Below are 21,963 nucleotides of genomic sequence, written 5' to 3' on the forward strand. Positions count from 1 at the left end.
GTTTGAGATTAAGATGTCTGGTTATTGTCGGTTTAGCAGCGCTTCTCTTGGGCGGCTGTACAGCCAAACCGCTTCGCAATGTGGAGATCGATCCCCCAACCAGAGGACTGCTTCACTATTTGCAGCAGGATCAAATGACTAACGTATCTGACCGGGGATATAAAGTGATCGTAGCGGAGGAGAAGTCGGCCCAGAGCGGGCGAGAGATTGAATTAGAGCTGCAGGTGCTTGATCCGTCAGGTGTGCCGGTCGAGCGTTTTACAGAAGATATGACAAAGCTGATGCATCTGATCGTAGTCAGCTCTGACTTATCCACGTTCTCACATGTTCATCCGGTTCAAGAGGGCCAGGGGAAATTCAAAGTAAAGCTGAGCTTTCCGCATGGCGGTCGGTTTCTGCTTATTTCGGAATTTATGCCGGATGACGCCGGGCTCACGGTATATAAGAAATGGATCACGGTTGGCGGTGCGGAGCCGGCAAGTGAGAAGCTTTCCGTAAGCGAGCCCATGCAAACGATCGTTTCCGGCGTAGAGGTTACTCTCAGCGGAATGCCTGACTTGAAGGAAATGAAGGCAGGGGAGATGGCGATGCTCAACTTTACGTTGAAGGATGCCGCTACAGGAGAGTCCATAAAGCTGGAGCCCTATCTGGGAACAGCGGGACATTGCGTCATTCTGGACGAGAGTGCCACGCAGTATTTGCATGTGCATGCCGTATCTGAAATGAGCGCTGACTCTGGTTCGAGTGTGATGTTCCATACGCAGTTCCCCAAGGCGGGCAAGTATAAGCTATGGGCGCAATTTCAATATAAGGGGAAGGTGCTCGTTGCTCCGTTTGTGATTAAGGTGTAAAAGCAGCATTTTACCTCGATGTATTTTGGAGGCGCGCACCTCCGTACATGAAGCAGCATTTTTAGCTTGGAATGTGCCGTAGCTCTAGTCATTAAGAAGCCCTCTCAAAAGTCGTCTTGCACACTTTTGAGAGGGCTTCTTCGTTTGTTTGTTCGTATTAAGGCGTAACGCTGCGCAGAACGGTCATGCTGCCGTCCAGCTCGTAGCTGCCAAGGCTAGCGGGAAGCAAGAAGCATTCGCCGGCTTTAACGGCTTGTGTGCCGCCATCCCAGCTCAGCGAGCCAGCTCCTTCTGCAATAACAATAATGACAAAAGATTCAGGTGTCGTTGTCAATTTCCAAGGAGCGCGTACAAGACCTTTCTCAACGACAAAATAAGGGGACTCTGCAATAGTGAGCCATTCATTGTCGCCGATCGCATCGGTCTTCATGCGGCTCGCGCCAGCGCCCTCATAAGCGGTAACATTGAGGGAGTCTTCCACATGCAGCTCACGAAGCTTGCCGTCCAGACCCGGACGATTGTAGTCAAACACGCGGTAAGTAGTGTCGGAGTTTTGCTGAATTTCAGCGACTACAACGCCTGCGCACAGCGCGTGAACCGTGCCGGCCGGAATGTAGAACGCATCTCCGGCTTCAACCGGTACTTCTTGCAGGCAATCCATGACGCGGCCTTCTTCAATTGCAGCAGCGAGGGCAGCGCGATCGACGCCTTCTTTGAGGCCGTAGATGATTTTGGCGCCGGGCTCTGCAGCCAGTATGTACCACATTTCGGTTTTGCCAAGCTCGCCTTCAGGCAGTCCTTCGTAAGCATCGGTAGGATGCACTTGAATGGACAGATCATCATTGCAATCCAGCAGCTTGATCAGAAGCGGGAAACGACCGTTCTCGGCGTAGCCTTTCGTACCGAAATATTCACGGCCGTATTTCTCGCGAATATCATCCAATCCAAGTCCGGCGAGTGCGCCGTTCATGACTTTGGTCGTGCCGTTCGGATGATCGCCGATCATCCAGCCTTCGCCGATAGCGCCTTCCGGCAGTTCAAGGCCGAATTGCTCCAGTGCGCGGCCGCCCCAGATCCGTTCTTTCATTTCGGGTTTAAATTGCAAGGGGTAAGTCTGTGTCAATTCAATCACTCCTCTGTCTAAACTTCCTGGTTTCCTCAAACTACAATAAGACTTGCGGTTGTGCAGCAGGTTGGAACATTTCTAAGAATTCGCCATCCGGGCCATAGAAGAAGAAATAACGTGCGCCATTCGGCAGCATTGTAATTTCGGTATCTTTCAGCGGAACGCCAAGATCCGTGATGCGCTTAAATTCAGCGTCCACATCGTCTACAGTGAATGCCACATGATGCGTGCGTCCTTCATCTGACAATTGACCGTTGTAACCTTCGATCAGCTCGACCTCGGACTCACCGCCATCTGTGCCGGAAAGGAAAGCAAGGCGGATGACATTGTTGGAATGGTTTAACGTGTACAGGTACTTCAAACCAACAATCTCGGTATAGAATGCGATCGATTTCTCCAAATCAGATACCATAATGCCTACATGCTCAAGTTTACGAACTGCCATGAATAATTACCTCCTCATAATTTAGCTATTCAGGATTTCTTCTTCAAGAAGCCAGCTTGTCCCACAACGAAGACTACACTACCGTTTCTCGATTGCAAGCAAATAAGGTGCCTCAGGTTTCTGTGCCATACGATACAGTACCGTTTGCGCAAGCGACTGAGGCAGTGAGGAAGCCCATTGCACGGCAGCTTCGGCTTCCTCGGCGCCGCCGGGGTGACCTGGATAAAGCACGACGGTTACGATGCCGGAAGGCCGAAGGACCGAGAGAGCGGCCTCCAGAGCGGCCAGCGTGCCATCAGGAGTCGTGATCACGGACTGATCCGCGCCGGGCAGGTAGCCGAGGTTAAACATAACGGCGGCTGCCTGCCCGCATGCCTCGGCGGAGATATGCGCCACCATATCGGCATGACTCGCATGAACGAGGTTTAGCGCCGCATCTGCTGCACTGTCGTTCAATCGCTGCCGCGTTCGTTCCAGTGCTTCCTCCTGGATGTCGAAGGCATAGACGCTTCCCCGGGGGCCAACCAGCCCCGACAGAAACAGCGTGTCTATGCCGTTGCCGCAGGTCGCGTCTATGACGATGTCGCCTGGTGTCACTCGTTCCTTCACGAGCTTGTGAGCCATGCTGAGTACGCTCAGGAACCCCATTCTACTGCGCCTCCCACAAGCGGCCTTGCCAGGTGTTGCGGGTGGTTAGCTCGCGGTCGATCGCATTCAGCACTTCCCATTTCTTAAGACTCCACATCGGACCGATCAGCAGATCGCGAGGCGCGTCGCCCGTAAGCCGGTGAACGATCATCTCCGGCGGCAGCAGCTCCAGCGTGTCAACGATCAGCTTCACATATTCATCTTGATCCAGGAAGCGGAGCAGGCCTGCTTCATATTGCTTGACCATCGGCGTCTTGCGCATAAGATGAAGCAGGTGAATTTTGATCCCCTGCACATCCATGGCGGCCACAGCTCTGCCGGTATCAAGCATCATTTCATGCGTTTCCTGAGGCAGGCCATAAATAATATGCGCGCAAACGCGAATGCCGCGTGCCCGAAGACGCTTGACAGCATCTTCATAGCAGGCTGTGTCGTGAGCGCGGTTAATCAAGGTGGAAGTGGACTCATGGATCGTTTGGAGTCCCATCTCGACCCACAGATAAGTCCGCTCATTCAGCTCGGCCAAATAATCGACAACGTCATCCGGCAAACAGTCCGGCCGCGTTGCAATGGACAAGCCGACAACACCGGGCTGAACGAGGATGGCTTCGTAATATTCCCTCAGCTCTTCTACCGGCGCATACGTATTCGTATACGCTTGGAAATACCCGATATATTGCGCTTCCGGCCATTTCAGATGCTGCAAATCTCGGATCTTATTGAATTGGGTCACTAAGTCGTCTCTGCGGCTGCCCGCAAAATCACCTGAACCTCTCGCGCTGCAGAAAGTACAGCCGCCTGTAGCGATCTTCCCGTCCCGATTCGGGCAGGTAAATCCGGCATCCAGCATGACCTTGAATACTTTGCTCCCGAATTGCTCTCGCATTTCGTAATTCCATGTATGAAACCTTTTGTCGCTCCACAGGCTAGGCTGTAGGGAGTCGACATCCGGCTGAGTTTGAACTTTCATGGGTAGGCTCCTCTTGCTTTTATGAAATCTTATATCCCCAATCATAACGAAAAAAGAGACAAAACGCTACGTTGAGGCAGTAAACGGCCACCTAATCGCACTTCATTAGATCCAAAAAAACGGTTTCAAAATAGGCGCGATGCTGTAAAAAAGATTAGAAAAGGGCTTGCTAAACCTAACATGAAGTGTTATATTAAAAGTGCGACAGAACAGCAAAAACACCACATTTAACCCTCTTCCAACCACTTGTCATAGCAGGTCGATTTTCTGGAAATGTGCTTGAAAATAATCAAGTTGAGGTGATGAGGAATGGATTCACAAGTTAAAATTCCACATGGTGACGAGAAAGTTACGGTCGAATTAACGAGAAAAGAATTAATGTCGCTCGCAGGGATCCGTTTTTACGGTAATCATAATGTTGAGGTTTCCGCCCGGAAGAAGCTGCATGACATCTTGGAGTCGCAAGAGACTGCTCAGAACCAATTGCTCAACTAAACTCTGCTATTCGCATCAGAAACAACCTCAGCCGAAGGCGCTAACTGTGCCCTCGGCTTTTTATATGCACAATAACTGGCAAAGGCCTGCATTACCGTAGACTTTACAAGTGATGCGGAATTCGGGCAGAATAAGTTTATAGATTGAACGATGCTCGTTCAGCATTTAGCGATAGTGGAGGAATCAATTATTATGCGTCTTAGAGGAAGAAAAGGAATATTGGAGAGCTTGGAAGCACAGCCGGAGCTGGTGGTGCTGGATGCAGCGCCTCATAAAGGACGCTGGCGCGAATTTTTCGGCAACGATAACCCGATTTATGTTGAGCTTGGCATGGGAAAAGGCCGGTTTATCAGCGATATGAGCGTTCGGAATCCTCATATTAATTACATCGGCGTGGACATGTACGATGAGTTGATCCGCCGTGCAAGTGATAAAGCGCGTTTGGCATGGGAGAAGGAAGGCGTTACACAGCCGCCGAATTTGGCACTGCTGCGTGCGAATATTGAAGGAATTGAAGAGATGTTTGCACCAGGGGAAATCCAGCGCATCCACTTGAATTTTAGCGATCCATGGCCCAAAGCAAAGCACGGGCGCAGAAGACTGACGCACCCGCGCTTCGTGAAGAAGTATATGGAGATTCTAAACGAATACGGCGAAATTCATTTCAAGACCGATTCGCAGCTGCTATTCGAATTCTCGCTTAACAGCTTCGCGGATATGGAACTGCATATGCGTAATATTTCACTGCATCTTCATAAAGAAACGCTGCGCGATGATCTTGTGCTGACGGAATATGAAGCCAAGTTCGTTGAGAAGGGCAATAATATTCACCGCGTCGAAGTGGTGATCGGTGAGAAGGCGATTGCGGCTCATAGAGAGGCTAAGCTTGCTGCTGCTCAGAAGAGTGACCAAGCTGCGGAAACGGATAATGATACAGACGAGCCAATTACCGCACCTGCCGCAATATCGGAAGGGTAATGGAGACCGAGATACATTCTTGACCAGCCAACGGATACACCGAGGATGATTGCTGCAGGAAGAATGATCGGCAGCATAGCGGTTTCCGTCACGAGCCAAGGCAAGAGCCAAGCGAATATAGCCGTTGTGTGACCCGAAGGAAACGAGGAGTCGCGCAGCGGTTTTTTGCATACATGCACACTGCTAAGTGCTTGATAAGGGCGAAGTCTGCTGAACTTACGTTTCATGATGGCAACGGGTATATGACTGATAATGATGGCTGCGAAAGCTTGCCAGCCGGCGGTACCCCATACGCCAGGCGCGGACAATCCGCAAAGCAAAGCAGTCAGTAACGTGAACGTTGCCCCGCCTGCATGGGTAATCGTCCCCAGCCATCCTCCTAACAAGCGATTGACAGCTCTGTGCGCCGATCTGCGATTTGCCCATAATAATAAGCGTTGCTCCTGTGTTAAAGCCCAGAACACGACATTAACCACATGAATCCCCTCCTGGTTGTATGCAAATGTCACGCCTATTCATCAGCTGCAAGCCACCGATCACTTGCCACCTGCAAATCAAGTATAGGTTGGAATTGTTTCTGCGGTATTAACAAATAAATAACCGATTATGAAGGATACATGTTTATGAAGGATACATGGCGAATGCTTCTTCACTCACTCTTCATTTGCCATTAATACACTGGAAATACAACTCATGTAAACTGGCTCCACAAGCTGGCCGCGCATCTAAGGCGGTTCTAGCAGATGGAGGCGATGACCGATGCGTCTTGCATTATTTACGGATACTTTCACTCCTGAGGTTAACGGAGTGGCACGAACGCTTGAACGGTGGGAGCAGTACCTGCGCCGCCGCGATATTCCATGTCTTGTTTTCGCTCCACAGCCTGCAGCCGCCGCGCATGAAGAACCTCAACCTATGGTTACTCGGTTTGCCAGCATGCCTTTCTTCCTCTATCCCGAATGCCGCCTGGCATTGCCAAATCCGATTCATATCAATCGCACCTTGCAAGCGTTCAGGCCTACACTTATTCATGTTGCGACCCCGTTCAATCTTGGGCTTTGCGGCATTCATTATGCGCATAAACACCGAATACCGCTGGTTGCATCCTATCATACACATTTTGACCGCTATTTGGCGTTTTACAATACCCGTTGGATGGTTAAGATGTTATGGAGGTATATGGAATGGTTTCACCAGGAATGCAGGTTCATTTTCGTACCCTCCGCATCGACGCTTCTTGAGCTGAAGGGACGGGGGTGGGATGAGCATCGTCTAGCCGTTTGGACGCGAGGTATGGATACGAAGAGCTTTCATCCGAATGTGGATAAAGCCGCACTTCTGGCGCAGTATCAAATACCGAAGGATCGCTTCATCGTGCTTTATGTAGGCAGACTGGCTCCTGAAAAAAACGTGGATTGTGCGATTGCCGCATTTGCAAAGTTTCAACGAGAGGTGTGCAAAGACGCCGTTTTCGTTATAGCCGGCGACGGTCCATCCATGAATACCTTGAAGCAGCAAGCTGTGCGTGAAGGGATTTCGACTTGCTTTCTTGGGTTTACTGCGATGCCTGCGCTTCAACAATGGTATGCAGCAGCGGATGTCATGCTGTTTCCGTCACCTACCGAAACCTTCGGCAATGTCGTATTGGAAGCGATGGCTTGCGGTACGCCTGTCATCTGTGCAGATACGGGAGGTGTGGTGGACACGGTTGTCCACGAGTGGAGTGGTTTGAGGTGCGAGGCCGGCAATGTGAACGCCTTCAGTGCAGCGCTGGAACGCATGTACCGAAACCCGGAGCTTCGCAAGCGTTTCACAGCGAGGGGGTTGGCACATAGCCTAAGACAATCCTGGGATGCCATCTTTGAAGAACTTCTCATGAGGTTCCGGCAAGCGGAAAGCGAAGTCCCGAGTTCAACAAATCGTCACACTAGGGGATAATTTACATGAAACCTTTGCCAGTTCTATACGTTTATTGAAAAAGAAACATGTTTTTATCGTAAATGGCTGAAAATAAGGGTGAGACGGACGAAAACAAGGTATCAGTCCTGTCAGCACCCAATGCAAGCGCTTTTCTTCGACTTCTTGGCGGTTAAGCGACATTTTCTACTTTTGACAAATGGACACAATGTGTGGAGAATCAGTAGGGTTGCGGAATAAACAAAAAGAACTGCCGCGATTCACTGACAGCGAGATCAAACAAAACTAGAGAGAATATAAAAATGGGGTCTCAAGGGGGTAGTAAAGAATAATGGTTAATACAATCATTATTATGTTTCAAATCTTTTTGGCTTTTGTCGGTTTGTATCAATTCAGCATTTCCCTGTTCGGTATTGTAAGGAAACGTAAGGAAGTGAAGCATGCACCTCAGAAATCCTTTGCCGTTCTGGTCGCTGCACACAATGAAGCACAGGTAGTCGGAGCGCTTGTTGAAAATTTAAAAAAGCTGGATTATCCGAAGGAACTTTACGATATCTTCGTCATTTGCGACAACTGCACGGACAACACGGCAGAGATCGTCCGCAGCTATGGCGTGCAGGCATGCGAGCGTAAGAACCCGCATCTGCGCGGCAAAGGCCATGCGATCGAATGGATGCTGAAGGAATTGTGGGCCATGCCCCGTCAGTACGATGCCATCGTGATGTTCGACGCAGATAACTTGGTCGGCAATGACTTCTTGATTCATATGAACAATGATTTATGCGAAGGCCACAAGGTTATCCAAGGCTACTTGGATACGAAGAACCCGACGGATTCTTGGGTTACGGCGTCTTATGCGATCACATACTGGTATTGCAACCGGTTGTGGCAGCTGTCCCGCAGAAACTTGAACATGGCCAACTATCTTGGCGGCACGGGCATGTGCTTTGATACCGCGCTCATGAAGGAAATGGGCTGGGGTGCAACAAGTCTCGTTGAGGACTTGGAGTTCTCGATGCGCTGCGTGAAACGCGGCATTCATCCGGTCTTGAATTACGATGCCAAAGTATACGACGAGAAGCCGCTTAGCTTCAAAGCTTCTTCCAGACAGCGTCTGCGCTGGATGCAAGGTCACTTTACCGTAGCTCGCAGTTATTTCTTCCCGCTGCTATGGGCAAGTATCAAAGAACGCAGCTTCGTGAAGTTCGATGCGGCGCTGTACTCCATCTCGGTGTACAACACCTTTATCGGCTTCCTGGTTACTGCGCTGCTCTGGATGGATAATATCATCCCGGCGAAGAATGCTTTTTCATCCATCTACTACTACATGCCGTATTGGGTAGCAGGTGTTGCGATTGCGGCTACAGTAGTCATGTTCCCGCTCGTTATGATGCTTGAAGGCATCCGCTCTGGGAAGATGTATGCACATCTGTTCTCGATGATTTTCTTCCAGCTTTCCTGGCTGCCGATTACATGCTACGCGTTCTTCACGCAAAACAACAAGCAATGGAGCCATACGCAGCATACGCGTGTACTTCGCTTGGAAGAAGTGCAGAGCAAACAGGTTTAATGAGCTTCTAGGGCAGCCTCGTCAATCGATGGTTGACATTCCTGAATAGGCTATGCTATAGTATTTCAGTAACATGTCTTACAGTAACTTAAACATGTATACGCACAAGTAGAGGCACCCGCTTCTCACCTACTCGGCGATGGCCGAATGGTTCGCGATCGATGATTGAACAGGCTACAGCTTAACAGCTGCTTGAACAGCCAACAATCTTGATTATTGGAATGCGGGTCCCGAGCGGATCCGCATTTTTTGATTTTTGCTTGCGTGATTCATAATTTTTGGAGGTGGCAGGTTATTAGCAGGGAACATCAAATCAACGATGAAATTCGGGCCAGAGAAGTGCGTGTAGTCGGTGCTGAAGGCGAACAACTAGGCATCAAGCAATTCCGCGAGGCACTGCAATTGGCAATCGATTTGAACTTGGACCTAGTGAACGTTGCACCGACAGCGAAACCGCCGGTGTGCCGGATTATGGACTATGGCAAATTCCGTTATGAGCAGCAAAAGAAAGAAAAAGAAGCTCGCAAGAATCAGAAGATTGTAGACACGAAGGAAGTTTGGTTCCGTGCTAACATCGACGAGAACGATTACCAAACGAAATTCCGCAATGTTGTAAAGTTTCTGGGTGAAGGCGATAAAGTGAAATGTTCGGTTCGTTTCCGCGGACGTGAAATTACACATGCTTCTGTCGGTCAGAAGATTCTTGATCGGCTTGCAACAGAGGTTGCTGATCTGTGCGTCATGGAGCGTCTTCCTAAGCTTGAGGGCCGCAGCATGATTATGATTTTGGCACCGAAACAGGTTAACTAACATTCTTTGAGGAGGATACACCAACATGCCTAAAATGAAAACTCACAGCAGCTTGAAAGATCGTTTCAAAATTACGGGTACTGGTAAAGTAATTCGCTATAAAGCGTACAAAAACCACCTTCTTTCCGGCAAATCGTCCCGTCAGAAGCGTGTACTGAACACTCAACCAAACCTGGCTAAAGGCGATTTCAAACGTCTGCAACAAGGCCTAGCAAACATCAAAGGTTAATTAGATCGATCTAATTCGTATAACTATTACTCGGGAGGTTTCTACTCATGGCAAGAGTTAAAGGCGGATTCGTCCGCGCACGTCGTCGTAAAAGAATTTTGAAGCTAGCAAAAGGTTATTTCGGTTCAAAGCATCGCCTGTTTAAAACAGCGAAAGAGCAAGTAATGAAATCCTTGCTTTACGCTTACCGTGACCGTCGTCAACACAAACGTGACATCCGCAAACTGTGGATCGTTCGTATCAATGCAGCAGCTCGTCTGAATGGCCTGTCCTACAGCAAATTCATGTACGGTTTGAAACTTGCTGGTATCGAAGTAAACCGCAAAATGCTTGCTGATCTTGCAGTTAACGACATCAACTCGTTCAACACGTTTGCAAACCTTGCAAAACAAAAAGTAAACGCGTAGTCTTCGGATTACCGTTTTATGATAAAAGCGCTCTTCCGCTCTGCGGAAAGGCGCTTTTTTTGTTTTGATCGATATGGACAGCGGTACAATCGCATGAGGATGCTAGTGAATAGAGTATAGGACAACGCCGTTTATACTTCCGAGATAAATATCCTCTATGAGCATTTGTCGGCGGAGGCAAATCACATGCATTGTAAGCTATGTCGAGGAGGGAAATCCTTATGCAACGCGTTACGAAAGAACAAGTTCAGAAGATGGTCGGCAAAACGGTCTATGCGGTTCGCAAAGACGGTTCTGTTGTCACCGGCAAACTCGTTCGCGCCCATCACAATCAATTGCAGCTTATGCCGCTTAGCAATGGTAAAGAGGTTCAAACAAGAGCGATCATAGCACTTGTATTATTCGATCTGCTAGCAATCGGTCTATTTGCCGGAGGCGGCTTTGGCTGGGGCGGCGGCTTCGGCGGACCGGGCTACGGACCGGGCTTCGGTGGACCAGGCTTTGGCGGACCAGGCTTCGGTGGCCCAGGCTTCGGTGGTCCGGGCTTCGGCGGACCAGGCTTCGGCGGACCAGGCTGCGACTGCCAGCCTATTGCCGGTTACAATAACACGCCATACTACTAATCGCACCCATGATTCATGTCTGTCTTAACCAGCGAATTAAGTTACTAATGATTTAACCATCTCGTAGCAGCGAACCTGATGAATGAAACGGACGGTCTGATAGCCCAGCCTCGAATAGAGCCGCTGGGCTTTTGGATTTCCGTGATCGACGAACAGCCTGGCGTAGCTGCAGCCCTTTTCTTTGGCGTTTGTTTCCGCTTTGGATATAAGAAGCGTGCCGATCTGCTTACCGCGATGCTGCGGATGGACGACGAGCATATCGAAGAGGAGCATGTCGCCGCGCGTATAGTAATGAATGACTCCAAGCGGTATGCTTCTTTTTGACCGGGAATAAACAAGCGAGACTCCGTCGCTTAGACGTTTGGGCAGCTCGCGAATGGTTTGCGCATCTCTGGGCGAAGCTGTATACGAAAGCGGTATGAGCTCGGTTTTGATCAGACGGATGATCTCCTCGTCATCCGTGCGTGCTCGTCTTGCTCGAATCATAGGACATCCTGCTTTCCGGAATTTATAGATGATTAAGTTTGCGCGTCAGCCGTTTCACCTTGGCGCATGATTCTTCATCTTATGTAGCAAATAGCGGAGCGGCGCGCCTAAGAATGGCGTATACATAACTTTTTATAATTATGCTGGCGCAAGTCCTTGACGAATGAAATTGGGGAGCATATAATAAACGATAAGCTAATAAGTAAACGGCTATGAAGAGGACGAAGTGTTAAGGGCTCTTTTGCTCCAGAGAGCGATCGGATCTGCTGAAACCGACGCCAATACCCCTTTCCAACGAGCTCACCTCGGAGCTGTTTCCCTGAAAAGATCATGATTGATCGTATTAGGGGAAATCGTAAGGCACACGTTATTGTGCCAAGGTAATGAACGATGGTTCGTTCTTACCTCATGAGGTTATGCGCTGTGAGGCGTATAACATATTTGGGTGGTACCACGGAAGCTAAACCTTTCGTCCCTAGACGCAATAGACGTCTGGGAACGAAAGGTTTTTTTGTTTTTCTACAATTCCAACTCGTTTCACCTAGGAAGGGAGGACGACTTAATGGTCGCTCAACATGCAACGTTAAGGTCAAAAGAAGAAATTAAGGAAAACCTGAGAAAACCGGAGGTTATTACCGGCTCAGAAATTTTGCTTCGCAGCTTGGTGCTCGAGGATGTGGAGTGTGTGTTCGGCTATCCAGGCGGAGCTGTGTTGTACATTTATGATGCCATGCACGGATTTTCGGATTTTCAGCATCTGCTGACCCGTCACGAGCAAGGCGCCATTCATGCGGCCGACGGCTATGCGCGGTCTAGCGGAAAAGTTGGCGTATGTATCGCAACATCAGGACCGGGAGCTACGAATCTCGTCACAGGAATCGCAACTGCGTATATGGACTCGGTGCCGCTTGTCGTCATTACCGGCAACGTAGCGACTTCACTTATCGGTACGGATGCTTTCCAAGAGGCTGACATTACCGGCATTACGATGCCGATTACGAAACATAGCTATCTGGTGCGCAAGGCTGCTGATTTGCCTCGTATCATTCATGAAGCGTTCCACATCGCCAATACCGGCCGTAAAGGTCCAGTATTGATCGATATTCCGAAGGATGTTTCCGCCGAGCTTGCGTTGTTCGAGCCGGTAACGGAAGTGAGCATCCGCGGCTACAACCCAACGGTGACGCCGAATAAACTGCAAGTTGACAAGATGATTAAAGCGATCACGGAAGCTGAACGTCCGATCGTATTGGCAGGCGGCGGCGTTGTTTACTCCGGCGGTCATGAGGAATTGCTCGAGTTCATTACGAAATCAGGTATTCCGATTACGACGACATTGCTCGGACTAGGCGCATTCCCAAGCGGTAACGAGCTATGGCTCGGCATGCCGGGCATGCACGGTACCTACACAGCTAATACAGCCATTCAATCGGCGGATTTGCTAATCAATATCGGAGCACGCTTCGATGATCGCGTAACGGGCAAATTGTCCGGCTTCGCGCCGCTGGCGAAGATCGTTCACATCGATATCGATCCGGCGGAAATCGGCAAGAACGTTCCGACGGACATTCCGATTGTTGGTGATGTAAAGACTGTACTTCAAATCGCAAACAAAGAAGTGAAATATGCGGAGAAAGCTGATGCATGGCGTGCGAAGCTTGCAGCTTCCTGTAAGGAAGTACCTTACAGCTACACAGATTCCGAAGAAGAGCTGAAACCGCAATGGGTTATCGAGATGCTCTACGAAGAGTCGAAGGGCGAAGCGATTGTAACGACTGACGTTGGCCAGCACCAAATGTGGGCAGCACAGTACTACAAATTCAATCAGCCGCGCTCGTGGGTAACTTCCGGCGGATTAGGTACGATGGGCTTTGGTTTCCCATCGGCAATCGGTGCCCAAATGGCGAATCCGGACCGTCTTGTTATCTCAATTAATGGTGACGGCGGTATGCAGATGTGCGCGCAAGAGCTTGCGATTTGTGCCATCAACAACATTCCGGTAAAAGTCGTTATCATTAACAACCAGGTGTTAGGCATGGTTCGTCAGTGGCAAGAGCTGATCTATGACAACCGTTACAGCCACATCGATCTCTCAGGCAGCCCTGACTTCGTGAAATTGGCTGATGCTTACGGCGTACGCGGATTCCGCGCTTCTAATAAAGAAGATGCACGTGCCGTTTGGCAAGAAGCGATGAATCATCCGGGACCGGCAGTAGTGGAGTTTGTCGTTCGCAAACATGAGAATGTGTATCCGATGGTTACACAAGGCTCCACAATTGACCAAATGCTAATGGGGGATTCCGAATGATGAAGAGACATACGGTAGCAGTTCTCGTAAACGATCAGCCAGGCGTCCTTCAGCGCGTTTCCGGTTTGTTTGGACGCCGTGGCTTCAATATTGAAAGCATCACAGTAGGGACGAGCGAGGAAACCGGCTTGTCCCGGATGGTCATCGTCACTACAGGCGACGACAAGATGCTTGAGCAAGTCATCAAGCAGCTGTACAAGCTCATTGACGTTATTAAAGTCGTAGACTTAAGCGCCAATCCGATGGTTGGCCGCGAGCTTGCGCTTATTAAAGTAAGTGCGGAACCAACGTCCCGTCCTGAAATTCTCGGCGTAGTGGAAACTTTCCGTGCTGCTGTTGTCGATATCGGCACAACGTCGCTGATGGTGCAAGTAGTAGGCGATACGGAGAAAATCGATGCGATGATCGAGCTGCTGAAGCCTTATGGCATTCGCGAGCTGTCTCGTACAGGTGTGACGGCAATGATCCGTGGAAACGCTAGATAACTAGATCATAGGTAACGCCCCAAGCACGTACATCTTCAGACCAAATCATAAGGTCAACACCGCTTTTGAGCGGGGGTTAGAGCGAGGGAACCGGGGTTGTTTACAAAGCGAAATGCTCGGGTCAAGTCCCTTCTGTAACACCCGCTCAAAAGGGTTAAATTAAAGGAGGCAACATTCACATGGCAGTTACATTGTACTATGAGAAAGATGCAGACCAAAGCGTTCTGCAAGGCAAAACAATCGCAGTTATCGGTTATGGTTCCCAAGGTCATGCTCAAGCACAAAATCTTCGCGACAGCGGTCTGAAAGTAATTATCGGCCTTCGCGCTGGTAAATCTGCTGAGAAAGCTAAAAACGACGGCTTTGAAGTATTGTCCGTTGGCGAAGCTGTAAAACTTGCTGATGTTGTTCAAATCTTGATGCCTGACGAAACGCAAGCTCGCGTTTACAAAGAAGAAATCGAGCCGAACCTGAAACATGGCGCTGCTTTGATGTTCTCCCACGGCTTCAACGTTCACTTTGGCCAAATCAATGCTCGTAAAGACACAGATGTATTGCTGGTTGCTCCTAAGTCCCCGGGCCACATGGTTCGTCGTACTTATGTTGAAGGCTTTGGCGTACCTGGTCTTATCGCAATCGAGCAAGATGCTACAGGCAACGCAAAAGCAATCGGTCTTGCATACGCAAAAGGTATCGGCTGTACTCGTGCAGGCGTTATCGAAACTTCGTTCCGCGAAGAAACAGAAACAGATCTGTTCGGCGAGCAAGCTGTACTTTGCGGCGGCGCAACTGCACTTGTTAAAGCAGGCTTCGAAACGCTTGTTGAAGCAGGTTATGCACCGGAAATGGCATACTTCGAGTGTCTGCATGAGCTGAAGCTTATCGTTGACCTGATGTATGAAGGCGGCCTTTCCACTATGCGTGATTCCATCTCCAACACAGCTGAATACGGTGACTATGTAACTGGTCCTCGCATTGTAACTGACGAGACGAAGAAAGCTATGAAAGCCGTTCTTACAGATATCCAACAAGGTAAATTCGCTCGCGACTTCATCTTGGAGAACCAATCCAACAATGCATTTATGACGGCAACTCGCCGTAACGAAGCTCAACACCCAATCGAAGTGGTCGGCGGTCAACTTCGTGAATTGATGCACTGGATCAAGAAATAATAAGGCATTATCCGCGTAACCGGTTATGCAGATTGGTTTGACTTCCAGGTGGTTCTTTGGGAGGTAGCATTCTGCGGTTGAATGTATAAATATGCATACCCGGATAAAGTGACCGGTCCCTGCGTCTCCTACTGGAGGCGTCAGGGCCGTTTCGCTATCCGGGATTATTCTTGAGTCCGAGGTGTAGCTAATGCGTAAAATCTATATTTTCGATACGACGCTTCGTGACGGCGAGCAATCTCCTGGCGTTAACCTCAACACGAAGGAAAAGGTTGAGATTGCGTACCAACTGGAGAAGCTCGGTGTCGATCGGATCGAAGCCGGCTTCCCGGCTGCGTCCCCGGGCGATCTTGCAGCGGTTAATGCCGTTGCGCGTGCCGTCAAGAATGCTTCTGTCATCGGCCTGGCGCGTTCTCGCGAACAGGACATCGATGCGGTTGCTGAAGCGCTGAAAGGCGCTCAAGATCCATGCCTGCATCTGTTCCTTGCCACGAGCCCAATTCACCGCAAGCACAAGCTGCGTATGGAGAAGGATCAAGTACTGGAGACAGCAGAGCGTGCGATCCGTTATGCGAAGCAATATTTTAGCAAAATCGAATTCTCGCCTGAGGATGCGGGCCGTACGGAGCTTGATTTCTTGTGTCAAGTAACGGACATGGCGATTCGCGCAGGCGCAACGGTTGTTAATATTCCGGATACGGTTGGCTATATGAACCCGTCCGAGTATGGTCATATCTTCAAGACGCTCAAGGAGCAGGTGCCGGGCATCGAGAAAATTCAGCTTAGCGCACACTGTCACGACGATCTTGGCATGGCGACAGCCAATGCACTGGCAGCGATTCTTAACGGTGCGGATCAAATCGAGGGTACGATCAACGGAATCGGCGAACGCGCCGGTAATACGGCACTCGAAGAGATTGCGATGGCACTTGCTACGCGTGCGGATTACTTCGGTGCGACAACGACGCTCAACCTGAAGGAAATTGCAAAAACAAGCCGTCTCGTGAGCAAACTGACGGGCATGGTTGTCCCTGGCAACAAGGCCATCGTAGGCGCGAATGCGTTTGCGCATGAGTCTGGTATCCATCAGGATGGCATGTTGAAAGAGAAAACGACATACGAAATCATCTCTCCGGATTCAATCGGTCTGCGTGATTCCAAGCTTGTGCTTGGCAAGCATTCCGGACGCGCTGCGTTCCGAGAGAAGCTGATTGACCTAGGCTACGAGCTTGACGACGAAGCAGTAAACACCGCTTTCGCGAAATTCAAAGACCTGGCGGACAAGAAGAAGAACGTCATGGACGAAGATATTCGCGCGATGCTGGAAGAGAAGCTCACCGATACGCCTGAGGTGTATTCGCTTGAGACGATCGAAGTCAGCTATAGCAACAAATCCGTACCTAATGCAACGATCCGTGTGCGCACTGCAGAAGGCGAAGTGAAAGAGCAATCCGCAGAAGGCAACGGTTCTGTGGATGCGATTTACAACGCTATTGATGCATTGACGACAGAAAACGTGGAGCTGGAGGACTACTCCATCAAGTCCGTTTCGCATGGTAAAGATGCGCTTGGTGAAGTGCATGTTGTGCTTAAGCAAGATGAAGTATCCGCTCAAGGCCGCGGCCTTAGCACGGATATTTTGGAAGCGAGCGCACGTGCTTACATCGATGCACTTAACCGTCTCGTGGAGAAGCGGAAGTCACCTGGCAGACGCGACAAAATGAGCTTGATCTAGAGTTGATACTTAACAACGCTTCGGCGGCCGTTATTATGGCCTGCCGGAGCGTTTTTTGTTGTTGGGACGCAGTTGGACGCAAACCAATCAGCTGCAGCCATGTTATACTATAGGAAAAATCGACATTGGTAGTCGCCTCGGTCTGTAACTGGGATGCGCGCGCAGTGCCGATTGGGGGAACACTAATAGATGCTGTTCGTGTGGATTGTGTTATGGGTTACATCTGTGCTGTTAGTTACGGCTAACCGGAGGAATGCTGCGGGTCGCTGGCTCAGCTTAGTCGCCTTTTGCGGGGGAATGGGAGCGCTGGCATCCGTACTGGAAGGCTGGATCACGACGATGCTGGCCAATCAAGATATCGATGCGGCAGGCGAGCAAGTGCTTCGGATCATCCAACGTACGTGCTCCTGGACAAGCTACTACGGATTGCCTTTCGGGTTTCTCTGCTTCGGGGCAGCTTATAATTCGGATCGTATACCGGTGATGCTCTCGCGTAGATTACCAGTGATAGCAGCGGTGCTGCCTATTGGCATGCTTGCGCTGCCAATAGCGGAGTCGTATCCCGTGCATTACAATATACTCGCCATTTGGGCGATTCCGTATTTTCTTCTCGGAGTGTTACTGGTGCTGACAAAGTCCCATGTGCACCCGGCGGAGCGCCGCGCTCATGCGGTGCTGTTAATCGCGGTGCTGCCGGCTGTACTTATTGCACTGACGATGAATTTCATTATGCCATTGTTCGGCCTATATGGACTCTGGCGGTATAACGTATGGCCAATCAGCATTGCTTTTGTCATCTTCATCTTTGCTCTGTTCAATTTCGGGTTCCTTGGTGTTCAGCTGCTCATCGAGCGCAGGCAATTGAATTACTCGCTGCGAGCAATTACGAGCGGAACGGCAATGCTGAATCATGCAATCAAGAACGATATCGGGAAAATCAAACTGTTTACCGATAAAATGAACCGCGAAGCCGGAGCGAATGAGGAGCTGCGCAGCGATCTGAGCGTCATCAGCACAGCGGCCGGGCATATTGAGGCGATGATACGCAGCGTGCATGAACGGACGCAGGAGCTGCGTCTGCAGCTGCAGGAGGTTCGCCTGACGGAGCTGGTGCGCGGGCAACTGGCGATGCTTGAGGAGCAAACAAGCAGCCGCGGCATAGGTGTAACCGTGCACTATGACGAGCAGGTGACGGCAATGGCAATGGCAGATGCGGCGCAAACGTCGGAAGCGATACATAATGTACTGCAAAATGCGATCGATGCGATGCCTGGCGGCGGTAGTTTATCCGTCACCGTAATCGGCGGCAAGCGCGGCAGCACGATTGAGATCAGCGATACAGGTGCAGGAATTGAGCGCTCGCAGCTGAGGAAAGTGATTGAGCCGTTCTTCACGACGAAGAGTGGCAAAGCGATGAATTTCGGGCTGGGACTGGCGTACTGTGCCCAGCTGATGAGCCGCCAAGGCGGGGAGCTGCGGATCAGCAGCGAGGCGGGAGTGGGCACGGTGGTTCGGTTTCATTTTAGAGCGGTCAAACGGGGTAAAGGAGCAGAGAGATGAGCGAGGGAGTAATTTCGATCGTGCTGGTCGAGGACGATCCGGATTGGCGCAGAGGATTAATCGCCTATTTAAACGGTGAGCCTGATATGAAGGTTGTTGGCGAGGCCGATCATGCGGATGCGGCACTCACCGTTGTGGCAGAGAGGAATCCGGATGTCATTCTGCTAGATATTATGCTTGCTGACAGTCCGGAGGGCTTACGGCTGGCAGCGGAGCTGTCTGTCGCGTCGAATGCGCGCGTTATTATGCTTACCTCGATGGAGGATCGTGCTTTTGTCGTAGAGGCATTCCGTGCAGGGGCGGTCAATTACTTGGTGAAGTCGGATTTCACTTCCATTCCAAGCGCGGTACGCAAAGCGGCAGAGGATCGGTCGGCAATCGACGGCTCTGCGGCAAGGCTGATGCTCGAAGAGTTCAGGCGGCTCAAGAAGCTCGAGCGCGAATACGAAACGGATAAGTTCAAACGGATGCTGACTCCATCGGAGGTTCAGCTGCTGTCGATGATTCACGAGGGCTACAGCCAGACGCAAATCGCAGAGAAATCATTCCTCTCGCTCCGTACAGTGAAGAACCATGTGAATAACATCCTGCGCAAGCTTGGCGGCAAGAGCAGCAAAGAAGCAGCGCAGCGAGCGAAAGATAATGATTTGTTTTGAACCAGCTGATTGGTTTGCGTGTACATATTTGACGACTTATTCGCTCAGCCTATAAAAGTCATAGCTTTCATATCTTTGTCAATGTCGGTTTCTTATGGTACAACTAGGAGTAGACTGAGAATCATAATCAAAGGACGACGATAGAAGAAACTTACTGCGCCGCACAAGGTCGGTGACAACTATTCTTCTCAAGTCCTGAATAAAAGGGAGAGTCAATCAGACATGGCAGACGTGAAAAAGATTGCAGTTATCGCCGGTGACGGAATTGGACCGGAGGTTGTTGGCGAAGCGATTAAAGTAATGAAGAAAACAGAGGAGCTGTTCGGCTTCCAGTTCGAGTTTGAACATGGTTTGTTCGGCGGTATCGCGATTGACGAGAAAGGTACTCCGCTTCCGCAAGAAACGCTCGACATTTGTAAAAATGCCGATGCCGTTCTCCTTGGCGCAGTTGGCGGCCCGAAATGGGATAACAATTCCAAAGAGCTTCGCCCGGAAACAGGCTTGCTCGGCATTCGTAAAGCACTGGGCCTCTTCTCGAACATTCGCCCGGCTAATGTATTCGACTGCTTGATGGAAGCTTCTACGCTGAAGCCGGAAGTTCTTGAAGGCACAGACCTAATCGTTGTGCGCGAGCTGACAGGCGGCATCTACTTCGGTGAGAAATTCCGCCGCGAAGGCGCTAACGGTGAAGAAGCTGTAGATACTTGTGTCTACAACGTGCAAGAAGTGGAACGTATCGCTCGCCAAGGCTTCGAAATCGCACAAACTCGCCGCAAGAAATTGGCGTCGGTAGATAAAGCTAACGTACTTGAAACATCCCGTCTATGGCGTGAAGTAGTAAACCGGATTGCTCCTGAGTACCCGGATGTAGAGCTTGAGCACGTGCTGGTCGACAACTGCGCCATGCAGCTGCTTCGCCGTCCTTCGAGCTTCGACGTTATCGTAACAGAGAACATGTTTGGAGATATTATCAGTGACGAGGCAGCGATGCTGACCGGCTCCATCGGTATGCTTTCCTCCGCTTCGCTAGGCGAAGGCAGCTTCGGCTTGTACGAGCCGGTGCACGGCTCCGCTCCTGACATTGCCGGACAAGGCATCTCGAACCCGATCGCAACAATCCTTTCGGTTGCGCTGATGTACCGTTTGACGTTTGGCTACGCAGAAGCAGCACAAGCTATCGAAGATGCAGTTAAATCCGTGCTGGACGCTGGCCACCGCACAGGTGACATTGCAGTCGATAAGAGCAAAGCAATCGGTACCGTTGAAATGGGCGACCTTATCATCGCGGCATTGAAGAAGTAATAGTGGAGGTAACGACAACATGGCAGAACGTTTGGTAGGTCGCCTTGCTCCGGATTTCTCGATGGAGACGGCAACAGGCAACGGTCAAGGCTTCAGCACGGCGGCACTTTCCGATTTCAGAGGCAAATGGTTGGTCCTTTTCTTCTATCCTCTCGATTTCACGTTCGTTTGTCCGACTGAAATTACGGCACTTAGCGAGGCTTATGATCAATTCAGCAAAGTCGGCGCAGAAATCCTTGGCGTGAGCGTGGACAGCAAACACTCCCATCGCGCTTGGATCAACACACCGATTACGGATAACGGTCTTGGCCAACTGAACTTCCCGCTTGCTTCAGACCTCACCAAGAACGTTGCTCGTGACTACGGCGTACTGATCGAAGAAGAAGGGATCGCGCTTCGCGGTTTATTCATTCTCGATCCGGAAGGCGAAGTCAAATACCAAGTTGTTAACCACAACAATGTAGGTCGAAGTGTTGAAGAAACATTCCGCGTATTGCAAGCATTGCAATCCGGCGGTCTGTGCCCGATCAACTGGAAACCGGGCGATCAGCACCTCGTTGCGAAATAAGAATCGACATCTTGCATACGATCAACCCGGGACCTCCAAGAGGCCTCGGGTTTTTCTATACTCTGGAAACGCAGGAAAGCAGGAATTTTGCCAGAGAGACGCGAATAAGTTATACAAAGTTTCAGATGTGATTGATGAAGGGTAATGGAGGCTAAGGAGGAGACTGACATGAGCTTTTGCTGTGGAGCAAGCATGATCGGCACGAATGGCACGCTGAAGCATTTTCGCACGCATATTCATAATGTTCCTATTCTTTTCTGTCCAGTATGTCATCGCGTTGAAATTCATCACATGATTGAGAATGAATATGAGATTCTTGCTGAGTATGCACACGGCGACGGCGCATCGGAAGTCGACTTTATCGAATATGTGGAGCAGGAAGATAAAGAACTGTTCGAGAACTGTGTAAACAATGAGAACGAAGATCCTATGGAAGTCGTCACGAATCAAATCGATATGGCACTTGATCTCTTGAGCTTCGCGAAGCAAATCGCGGATGAGGCTTGGGAAGCGGAATTGAAAAAGCGGCTCGGCGTATTAAACCAGCGGCGTAATAAGCTACTGCAGCGACGAACCTCCGAAGGATATTGTTAAGAACGCAACGCCTCCTGACGAAGGAGGC

Annotated in this window: 24 protein-coding genes; 18 read left to right on the top strand and 6 right to left on the bottom strand. The window is 50.2% G+C overall.

The features are described from left to right. The first annotated feature begins 2 nt into the window (after positions 1-2). On the top strand, positions 3-851 hold the full coding sequence (locus tag AC0YN4_RS09345; RefSeq protein ID WP_475835667.1) for a hypothetical protein: 849 nt from the start codon (positions 3-5) through the stop codon (positions 849-851). A 157-nt stretch (positions 852-1,008) separates the two neighbouring features. On the opposite strand, the gene AC0YN4_RS09350 is transcribed toward AC0YN4_RS09345, so the two are convergent. The 4 genes from AC0YN4_RS09350 to mnmL form a co-directional block, all read right to left on the bottom strand. Further along, entirely contained in the window at positions 1,009-1,974 is a 966-nt protein-coding gene (locus tag AC0YN4_RS09350) for a type I phosphomannose isomerase catalytic subunit (protein ID WP_475835668.1), read from the bottom strand. Positions 1,975-2,014: 40 nt separating this feature from the next. Continuing rightward, positions 2,015-2,422: a VOC family protein gene (locus AC0YN4_RS09355; RefSeq protein ID WP_475781202.1), complete on the bottom strand. Its 408-nt coding sequence runs from the start codon at positions 2,420-2,422 to the stop codon at positions 2,015-2,017. 78 nt (positions 2,423-2,500) lie between these two features. After that, positions 2,501-3,070 carry a tRNA 5-(aminomethyl)-2-thiouridylate-methyltransferase MnmM gene (gene mnmM / locus AC0YN4_RS09360; RefSeq protein ID WP_475835669.1) on the bottom strand — a complete coding sequence of 190 codons (570 nt, stop codon included), beginning with the start codon at positions 3,068-3,070 and terminating at the stop codon, positions 2,501-2,503. 1 nt (position 3,071) lies between these two features. Next, positions 3,072-4,040: a tRNA modification radical SAM protein MnmL/YtqA gene (mnmL, locus tag AC0YN4_RS09365; RefSeq protein ID WP_475781204.1), complete on the bottom strand. Its 969-nt coding sequence runs from the start codon at positions 4,038-4,040 to the stop codon at positions 3,072-3,074. A 309-nt stretch (positions 4,041-4,349) separates the two neighbouring features. Here mnmL and AC0YN4_RS09370 point away from each other — a divergent pair, with 309 nt between their 5' ends. Then, entirely contained in the window at positions 4,350-4,535 is a 186-nt protein-coding gene (locus tag AC0YN4_RS09370; protein WP_475781205.1) for a hypothetical protein, read from the top strand. Positions 4,536-4,727: 192 nt separating this feature from the next. Further along, positions 4,728-5,513, top strand: coding sequence for a tRNA (guanosine(46)-N7)-methyltransferase TrmB (gene trmB, locus AC0YN4_RS09375; RefSeq protein WP_475781206.1), 786 nt, complete (start codon positions 4,728-4,730; stop codon positions 5,511-5,513). Here the strand turns inward: trmB and AC0YN4_RS09380 are convergent. Beyond that, positions 5,432-5,989 (bottom strand): phosphatase PAP2 family protein, encoded by a 558-nt coding sequence (locus AC0YN4_RS09380; protein WP_475835670.1) that lies wholly within the window; start codon positions 5,987-5,989, stop codon positions 5,432-5,434. The genes trmB and AC0YN4_RS09380 overlap by 82 nt on opposite strands. Before the next feature lie 283 nt (positions 5,990-6,272). On the opposite strand from AC0YN4_RS09380, the gene AC0YN4_RS09385 reads away from it, so the two are divergent. The 6 genes from AC0YN4_RS09385 to AC0YN4_RS09410 all read left to right on the top strand — a co-directional run bounded on the left by AC0YN4_RS09385 (position 6,273) and on the right by AC0YN4_RS09410 (position 11,069). After that, a complete protein-coding gene (locus AC0YN4_RS09385; RefSeq protein WP_475835671.1) occupies positions 6,273-7,451 on the top strand; it encodes a glycosyltransferase family 4 protein in 1,179 nt (392 codons plus the stop codon). 310 nt (positions 7,452-7,761) lie between these two features. Further along, complete coding sequence (locus AC0YN4_RS09390) at positions 7,762-9,000, top strand: glycosyltransferase family 2 protein (RefSeq protein WP_475781209.1); 1,239 nt, start codon at positions 7,762-7,764, stop codon at positions 8,998-9,000. A gap of 267 nt (positions 9,001-9,267) precedes the next feature. Continuing rightward, positions 9,268-9,810 (top strand): translation initiation factor IF-3, encoded by a 543-nt coding sequence (gene infC / locus AC0YN4_RS09395; protein ID WP_475781869.1) that lies wholly within the window; start codon positions 9,268-9,270, stop codon positions 9,808-9,810. Between the two features lie 25 nt (positions 9,811-9,835). Continuing rightward, positions 9,836-10,039: a 50S ribosomal protein L35 gene (gene rpmI / locus AC0YN4_RS09400; RefSeq protein ID WP_090576365.1), complete on the top strand. Its 204-nt coding sequence runs from the start codon at positions 9,836-9,838 to the stop codon at positions 10,037-10,039. A 47-nt stretch (positions 10,040-10,086) separates the two neighbouring features. Continuing rightward, positions 10,087-10,446: a 50S ribosomal protein L20 gene (gene rplT, locus AC0YN4_RS09405; protein WP_475781210.1), complete on the top strand. Its 360-nt coding sequence runs from the start codon at positions 10,087-10,089 to the stop codon at positions 10,444-10,446. Positions 10,447-10,646: 200 nt separating this feature from the next. After that, positions 10,647-11,069, top strand: a complete 423-nt coding sequence (locus tag AC0YN4_RS09410; protein ID WP_475835672.1) for a hypothetical protein — start codon at positions 10,647-10,649, stop codon at positions 11,067-11,069. A gap of 36 nt (positions 11,070-11,105) precedes the next feature. Here the strand turns inward: AC0YN4_RS09410 and AC0YN4_RS09415 are convergent, their stop codons facing one another. Further along, the gene (locus AC0YN4_RS09415; protein WP_475781212.1) at positions 11,106-11,555 is read right to left on the bottom strand and encodes a GNAT family N-acetyltransferase; all 450 of its coding nucleotides are present in this window, start codon (positions 11,553-11,555) and stop codon (positions 11,106-11,108) included. Positions 11,556-12,117: 562 nt separating this feature from the next. Between AC0YN4_RS09415 and ilvB the strand changes: the two genes are divergently transcribed. From ilvB to AC0YN4_RS09460, 9 genes are all read left to right on the top strand, one after another. Then, positions 12,118-13,863, top strand: coding sequence for a biosynthetic-type acetolactate synthase large subunit (gene ilvB / locus AC0YN4_RS09420; RefSeq protein ID WP_475781213.1), 1,746 nt, complete (start codon positions 12,118-12,120; stop codon positions 13,861-13,863). After that, the gene (gene ilvN / locus AC0YN4_RS09425) at positions 13,860-14,348 is read left to right on the top strand and encodes an acetolactate synthase small subunit (protein WP_475781214.1); all 489 of its coding nucleotides are present in this window, start codon (positions 13,860-13,862) and stop codon (positions 14,346-14,348) included. The genes ilvB and ilvN overlap by 4 nt, the downstream gene beginning before the upstream one ends. 179 nt (positions 14,349-14,527) lie before the next feature. Then, entirely contained in the window at positions 14,528-15,520 is a 993-nt protein-coding gene (gene ilvC, locus AC0YN4_RS09430) for a ketol-acid reductoisomerase (RefSeq protein WP_475781215.1), read from the top strand. A 190-nt stretch (positions 15,521-15,710) separates the two neighbouring features. Continuing rightward, the gene (locus AC0YN4_RS09435; protein ID WP_475781216.1) at positions 15,711-17,255 is read left to right on the top strand and encodes a 2-isopropylmalate synthase; all 1,545 of its coding nucleotides are present in this window, start codon (positions 15,711-15,713) and stop codon (positions 17,253-17,255) included. A 189-nt stretch (positions 17,256-17,444) separates the two neighbouring features. Continuing rightward, positions 17,445-18,815, top strand: a complete 1,371-nt coding sequence (locus AC0YN4_RS09440) for a sensor histidine kinase (protein ID WP_475835673.1) — start codon at positions 17,445-17,447, stop codon at positions 18,813-18,815. After that, a complete protein-coding gene (locus tag AC0YN4_RS09445; RefSeq protein ID WP_475781218.1) occupies positions 18,812-19,471 on the top strand; it encodes a response regulator in 660 nt (219 codons plus the stop codon). Before AC0YN4_RS09440 ends, AC0YN4_RS09445 begins: the two co-directional genes overlap by 4 nt. Positions 19,472-19,693: 222 nt before the next feature. Then, positions 19,694-20,773, top strand: a complete 1,080-nt coding sequence (gene leuB / locus AC0YN4_RS09450; RefSeq protein WP_475781219.1) for a 3-isopropylmalate dehydrogenase — start codon at positions 19,694-19,696, stop codon at positions 20,771-20,773. A gap of 19 nt (positions 20,774-20,792) precedes the next feature. After that, positions 20,793-21,341: a peroxiredoxin gene (locus AC0YN4_RS09455; protein WP_475781220.1), complete on the top strand. Its 549-nt coding sequence runs from the start codon at positions 20,793-20,795 to the stop codon at positions 21,339-21,341. Positions 21,342-21,509: 168 nt separating this feature from the next. Next, the gene (locus tag AC0YN4_RS09460; RefSeq protein WP_475781221.1) at positions 21,510-21,935 is read left to right on the top strand and encodes a hypothetical protein; all 426 of its coding nucleotides are present in this window, start codon (positions 21,510-21,512) and stop codon (positions 21,933-21,935) included. Positions 21,936-21,963 lie beyond the last annotated feature (28 nt).

The sequence above is a fragment of the Paenibacillus sp. J22R3 genome (assembly GCF_056269305.1).